The 5829-nt window shown below is 58.7% G+C and carries 6 protein-coding genes and 1 pseudogene; 6 read left to right on the plus strand and 1 reads right to left on the minus strand.

Going from position 1 to position 5829, the window contains the following annotated elements:
• The 6 genes and pseudogenes from CINSTRO3249_RS11820 to CINSTRO3249_RS11845 form a co-directional block, all read left to right on the plus strand.
• Nucleotides 1–1360: flagellar biosynthesis protein FlhF (locus CINSTRO3249_RS11820; RefSeq protein WP_254304262.1), on the plus strand; the 1360-nt coding region annotated here is incomplete at its 5' end.
• 16 nt (nt 1361–1376) lie between these two features.
• Nucleotides 1377–1958, plus strand: a pseudogene (pabC, locus tag CINSTRO3249_RS11825) (aminodeoxychorismate lyase); the annotation flags it as partial.
• Nucleotides 1959–2036: 78 nt separating this feature from the next.
• Nucleotides 2037–3053 carry an endolytic transglycosylase MltG gene (mltG, locus tag CINSTRO3249_RS11830; RefSeq protein WP_074013425.1) on the plus strand — a complete coding sequence of 339 codons (1017 nt, stop codon included), beginning with the start codon at nt 2037–2039 and terminating at the stop codon, nt 3051–3053.
• On the plus strand, nt 3043–3684 hold the full coding sequence (gene tmk / locus CINSTRO3249_RS11835) for a dTMP kinase (protein WP_074013426.1): 642 nt from the start codon (nt 3043–3045) through the stop codon (nt 3682–3684). The genes mltG and tmk overlap by 11 nt, the downstream gene beginning before the upstream one ends.
• Nucleotides 3681–4676, plus strand: coding sequence for a DNA polymerase III subunit delta' (holB, locus tag CINSTRO3249_RS11840; RefSeq protein WP_074013427.1), 996 nt, complete (start codon nt 3681–3683; stop codon nt 4674–4676). Before tmk ends, holB begins: the two co-directional genes overlap by 4 nt.
• Nucleotides 4677–4696: 20 nt before the next feature.
• Entirely contained in the window at nt 4697–5497 is an 801-nt protein-coding gene (locus CINSTRO3249_RS11845) for a metal-dependent hydrolase (RefSeq protein WP_074013428.1), read from the plus strand.
• 238 nt (nt 5498–5735) lie between these two features.
• Here CINSTRO3249_RS11845 and CINSTRO3249_RS16665 read toward each other — a convergent pair whose 3' ends face one another.
• Entirely contained in the window at nt 5736–5822 is an 87-nt protein-coding gene (locus CINSTRO3249_RS16665) for a hypothetical protein (protein ID WP_371441378.1), read from the minus strand.
• Between the last annotated feature and the right edge of the window lie 7 nt (nt 5823–5829).

The following is a 5829-nucleotide window of genomic DNA, read 5'->3' on the forward strand; positions in this document are numbered from 1 at the left end:
CATAGGTATCTACACATTTATCGTGATACCTGTTATTACTTTGCAGAATGATTTCAACCTATCTGTTGGCGGGATTGACTCTCGCCTTACCCGCCGATATCAGACGCTGGTTAAACAGCATATGACGCCCGCGGCTCTTCTTGCTTCTGCGGTTAAAGACCTCGCAAGTGCTCAAAAATCAACTTTCGCAACTACCCAAGCTGTCTGGCGTTTTCTGAATAATAAGCGAATTAGCTTCAGTCAACTCAATGAGCCAATTATTTCGCTAGCACTTGAGCAAATTTCGCTTAGCCCGCATCCATACGCTCTCGTTGTTCATGATTGGTCACGTTTACAATTTCTTTACCATCATGCCAAATACGGACGCTTAAAAATGACGCACGGTGGCGATGTTGGATATGAACTTCAAAGCAGCTTGCTGGTTGATGCTGGCACGGGTTTGCCAATAGCGCCTCTATCTCAGACACTTACCGATGCAACCGGTTGTCATTCAACGTTGGCGGAAGGACTGTCCGAACGGCAGACACATATGGACGCCTTGACGACCGATATTGCCCGTGTGGAATCGCTTAATATAGGTAAAAAGCTGATTCATATAATTGATAGAGAGGGTGACTCTATTGGACATATGCGGACGTTGAGTACTCAAGGAATATGCTGGCTTATCCGAGGAAAAGAAGGACATGGTGCAGAGTGGCAAGGTAATTCATTGAAAATTGGTGAGATTGCTGCTCTTCTGCCATACAACGGATGCGGACAGGTAGACTGGAAAGGGAAAAAAGCTGATATGGAAATCAGTGAAACCTCGATAGTCATAACCCGAGCTGCGCAGCAGAAGCGTAAAGATAAAGAAACCGGCCGCCGCATAAAAATCCAACCTGGAGAGCCTCTGACGGTCAGATTGGTTGTTGTTCGGCTTACGGATGATCTCGGTAATGTGGTGGGACGCTGGACGCTGCTTACAAACGTTTGCAGCGAGATCACCTGCGAGGAAGTAGCTCGTTGGTATTACTGGCGCTGGAATATTGAATCATTTTTTAAGTTGCTGAAAGGTGCCGGACATGACGTAGAAACATGGCTTCAGCGCAGCGCGCCAGCCGTACTACGCAGGTTGTTAATAGCCAGTATGGCTGCTGTTCTGGTATGGCGGCTGCAACGCGCTGAAGGAGAAGAAAATGCGGCAGCCCGCCAGCTGATATGTCGCTTGTCAGGACGACAGCAAAAGCGAGGCCGCAGAGAGAGCGCTCCTGCTCTGCTCGCTGGCCTATCCATCTTGTTGAATACACTAAAATTATTATCGGAATATAGTCTGGAAGAACTTACTCATTTAGCGAGAGTTGCTCTTAAGCCTCCTCCCTGATGTGTAGATACCTATGGCCAAAGGGGGCGGCGAAGGCGTCATCAAAGCGTTAATCAGCCGCGGCAGCGGCGGCCGCGGCTATAGTTTCAGTGGCTGTGGCGCGCCGGTGCGCATCGTTTCGCGCTCGCCGGCGCATTACCCCCGCTGGCGCCAGGACGGTGTGCAGCTACATCAAAGCCCGGTACGGCTGGCGCGAAATCCGCTGCTGGCGGGGATCAAACATAATAATCGGCTTGAGCAAGTGCTGATCCGCGCCCACCTTGAGCGCGCCGATGCTGATGAAGCACTGGTGCTGGATAGCGAAGGGGTGGTGGTGGAGTGCGCCAGCGCCAATCTCTTTTGGCGCCGGGGGCGAGACGTGTTTACCCCCACGCTGCATTATGCCGGCGTCGCGGGTGTGATGCGTCGTCACGTCATGTCGTTGCTGCCGGCGTTAGGCTATGCGCTGGCGGAGGTTGCCGTCGGTCCCGATGCTCTGGCAACGGCGGATGAGGTGTTCATCACTAACGCGCTGTTGCCGGTGGTGCCGGTAAGGGCGATAGACGGTCGGCACTATGCCGACAGAACGCTGTATCAGCAGCTTTGCCCACTGTGTTGACGGGCATCGAGCCGAAAAGAGGTTGGGCTGGCCGCCGTCTGGTCGGCCCGCGAGATTGGAAGGGAAAAAAAGTAAACGATGAAAATGAAACGGCCCTTGATCATGCTGTCACTGGTGCTGCTCGCGCTGGCCGTCGGCTGTCTGCTGCGGTTAAAACATTTCGCCGCCGAACCCTTGCTCGTCAAGCAGGAAACGATTTTTACCCTACCGGCCGGGACCGGCTTGGAAAATCTGCTGCGCCAGCGGCAGTTGGCGCGCCATGTCGGCTGGTTGCCCTGGCTGATGGCGCTGGAGCCGAAGCTGGCGCCGGTGAAGGCCGGTACCTATCGGCTGAAACCGGGAATGACGGTGCGCGATCTGCTGCTGCTGCTGGTCAGCGGCAAAGAAGCGCAGTTTGCCATCCGCTTCATTGAAGGGTCGACGCTTAAAGAGTGGCTGGCCGTGCTGGCCCGGGCCCCTTATCTGAAACACGATCTGCAGGGCGTCACGCCGCAGACGCTGGGCGCCAAATTGGGGGCGCCGGCAGATAGCGTGCTGGAAGGGCAATTTTATCCCGATACCTATCTGTATACCGCCAATACTTCCGACAGTGCGATGCTCAAGCGCGCCCGCCAGCGCATGGAGACCACGCTGGCGGAAATCTGGCAGGGGCGGGCCGAGGGCCTGCCGTATAAGACGCCGCAGGCGCTGTTGACCATGGCGTCTATCGTCGAGAAAGAAACCGGGGTGAAGGAGGAGCGGGCGCGGGTGGCGTCGGTGTTTATCAACCGCCTGCGTAGCGGGATGAAATTGCAGACCGATCCGACGGTGATTTACGGTATGGGCGACGATTATCGCGGCACTATCACGCGGCAGGATTTAACCACGCCGACGCCGTATAATACCTATATTATTACCGGGCTGCCGCCGACGCCGATTGCGATGCCCGGCCAGGCTTCCCTTGAAGCCGCCGCACATCCAGAAAAGAGCGCTTATCTCTATTTTGTCGCCGACGGGCGCGGCGGCCATGTCTTTACCACCAATCTGGCGAGCCATAACCAGGCGGTGCAGCAATATCGGCAGCGGCAAAATGCAAAGGAAAACCATGAACAGTAAATTCATCGTGATTGAAGGCCTGGAAGGCGCCGGCAAAACCAGCGCGATTGCCCAGGTGGTGGACGTCCTGCGGCAGCAGGGTATTCGCGATGTGGTTTTTACCCGCGAGCCGGGCGGCACGCCGCTGGCGGAGGCGCTGCGTACGCTGATTAAAGACGGGGCGGGTGACGAGCCGGTCACCGACCGCGCGGAATTATTGATGCTGTACGCCGCGCGGGTCCAGCTGGTGGAAGGGGTTATCAAGCCGGCGCTGGCCCGAGGGGCCTGGGTGGTGGGCGACCGCCACGATCTTTCCTCCCAGGCTTATCAAGGTGGGGGACGCGGCATGGATGCGCACCTGTTGCAAACCCTGCGCGATGCGGTACTGGGGGATTTTCGCCCCGATTTGACGCTGTACCTGGATATCCCGCCGGCGCTCGGTTTGGCCCGCGCCCGCGCCCGTGGCGAGCTCGATCGCATCGAGGTAGAATCGCTGGCGTTCTTCGACCGTACCCGGGCGCGTTACCAGGCGCTGGCGGCGGCGGACGATCGTATCGTCACCATTGACGCCAGCCAGCCGCTTGCCGCAGTGAGCGACGCCATCCGCCGTCAGCTGACGCAGTGGTTGCGTACCCAGGCGCCATCGTTATGAAATGGTATCCCTGGCTCAACGCCCCCTATCGGCAGATCCTGGCGCGCTATCAGCAAGCGCGCGGGCATCACGCCCTGCTGCTGCACAGCCAGCCTGGCATCGGCGAGGCGTCGTTGTGCTATGCGCTGAGCCGCTGGCTGATGTGCCGGCAGCCGGACGGTATTAAAAGCTGCGGCGTTTGCCATAGCTGCCGGCTGATGATGGCCGGCAACCACCCCGACTTTTATCAGCCGGAGCCGGAAAAAGGCCGCCAGAGTCTGGGGGTAGATGCTATTCGCGCCATTATCGACAGCGTTTATGGCCGCGCCCGTCAGGGCGGGGTGAAAGTGGTATGGCTCCCCCACGCCGAGCTGCTTACCGAGCAGGCGGCCAACGCGTTACTGAAAACCCTGGAAGAACCGCCGGAAGACACCTATTTTCTGCTCGGGTGCCAGACGCCGTCGCGCCTGTTGCCGACGCTTAGAAGCCGCTGTCTCTATTGGCCGCTGCCGGCCCCGGATGAGGCGCTGGGCCTGCGCTGGCTGCACCAGGCGGGCTATGAAGACCCGCTGTCGGCTCGCACCGCTCTGCGCCTGTGCGCCAACGCGCCGCTGGCGGCGGAGGCGTTGCTTCAGCCGACGCGCTGGCAGGAGCGGTTGACGCTGTGCGCGGCGCTAGAGGAGGCCCACGCCAGCGGCGATTTTCTCGCGCTGTTGCCGGCGCTGAACCGGGATAAAGATGATGGGCCGCTGCACTGGCTGCTCAGCCTGCTGACCGATGCGCTGAAATGGCAGCAGGGCGCGCAGGCATTTCTGGTTAATACCGACAGGACGGAGTTGGTGGCCGCGCTGGCCGCGCGCTGGCCGGCCGTCGTACTGCACGCGCAGTGGCGGCAGTGGCTGCAATGCCTGCGTCAGTGGCAGGAGATAAGCGGCGTCAATCGCGAACTCTTGCTGACCCACCACTTGCTCAATTGGGAGCAAGGCGTGGCGGCTGCCAGCGTTTCCTTGTGATGTAGGATTAAGGGTAAATTATGTTTTTAGTCGATTCTCACTGCCATCTCGATGGCCTGGATTATCAAACTCTGCACCGGGATGTGGCGGATGTTGCGGACAAGGCCCGCGCGCGCGATGTGAAACTGATGCTGGCGGTATGTACCACGCTCCCGGGTTTTCATGCCATGACGGCACTGACAGGCCGCCGTGATGATGTGTTGTTTTCCTGCGGCATCCATCCGCTCAATCTCGATGAGCCCTACGATTTCGCCGAACTGCGGCGTCTGGCGGCGGGGGATGGCGTGGTGGCGCTGGGTGAAACCGGTTTGGATTACTATTATCAGCAGGATAACAAGGCGCAGCAGCAGGCGGTGTTCCGCGAACATATTCGCGTGGGGCGCGCGCTGAATAAGCCGGTGATTGTGCATACCCGCAGCGCCCGTGAAGACACGCTGGCCCTCCTTCGTGAGGAGCAGGCCAGCGAATGCGGTGGCGTACTGCATTGCTTCACCGAAGATCGTGACACCGCCAAAGCGCTGCTCGACCTGGGCTTTTACATCTCGTTCTCCGGCATCGTCACCTTTCGCAATGCGGAGGCGCTGCGCGAGGCGGCGCGCTATGTCCCTCTGGATCGGCTGCTGGTGGAAACGGACTCCCCCTATCTGGCGCCGGTGCCTTATCGCGGCAAAGAGAATCAGCCGGCTTACGTGCGTGATGTGGCGGAGTTTATGGCGACGCTCAAGGGCGTGCCCCTAACGCAGCTGGCGGCCGCCACCACCGCCGCCAATTTCGGACGTTTGTTCCACGTCGACATGCAGCCCTACCTCGACGCCAGCTGATGTAAATCAATTACCTCATTATTCGAATAGAAATAAATCTCAAATAGCGTTACTATTGCGCGCAATTATACCCGCGTGGACCGGACGGCAAATGTCCGGCAGCGCGGCGCCCGCGCGAGGGTCTGCCGCTGCCCGCCATCTGGCCGCCGCGTACCGCGGCGTCGTAAGTCTAGTGGCCTGATGCAGGCCCACAACGCCGGTCAAGCGTAAGCGCCCCACGAGGGCCGTAGTGTAAATATTATTTTACGATTGAGAGGTTCCAGGGCAGCAGTTCATGCACTCGGTTCGACTGCCAGTCGCTGATCTTGCTGATCACATCACGCAACCAGGCC

Source organism: Candidatus Sodalis sp. SoCistrobi (assembly GCF_900143145.1).
In the GTDB taxonomy this organism is placed as follows: Bacteria; Pseudomonadota; Gammaproteobacteria; order Enterobacterales; family Enterobacteriaceae; genus SoCistrobi.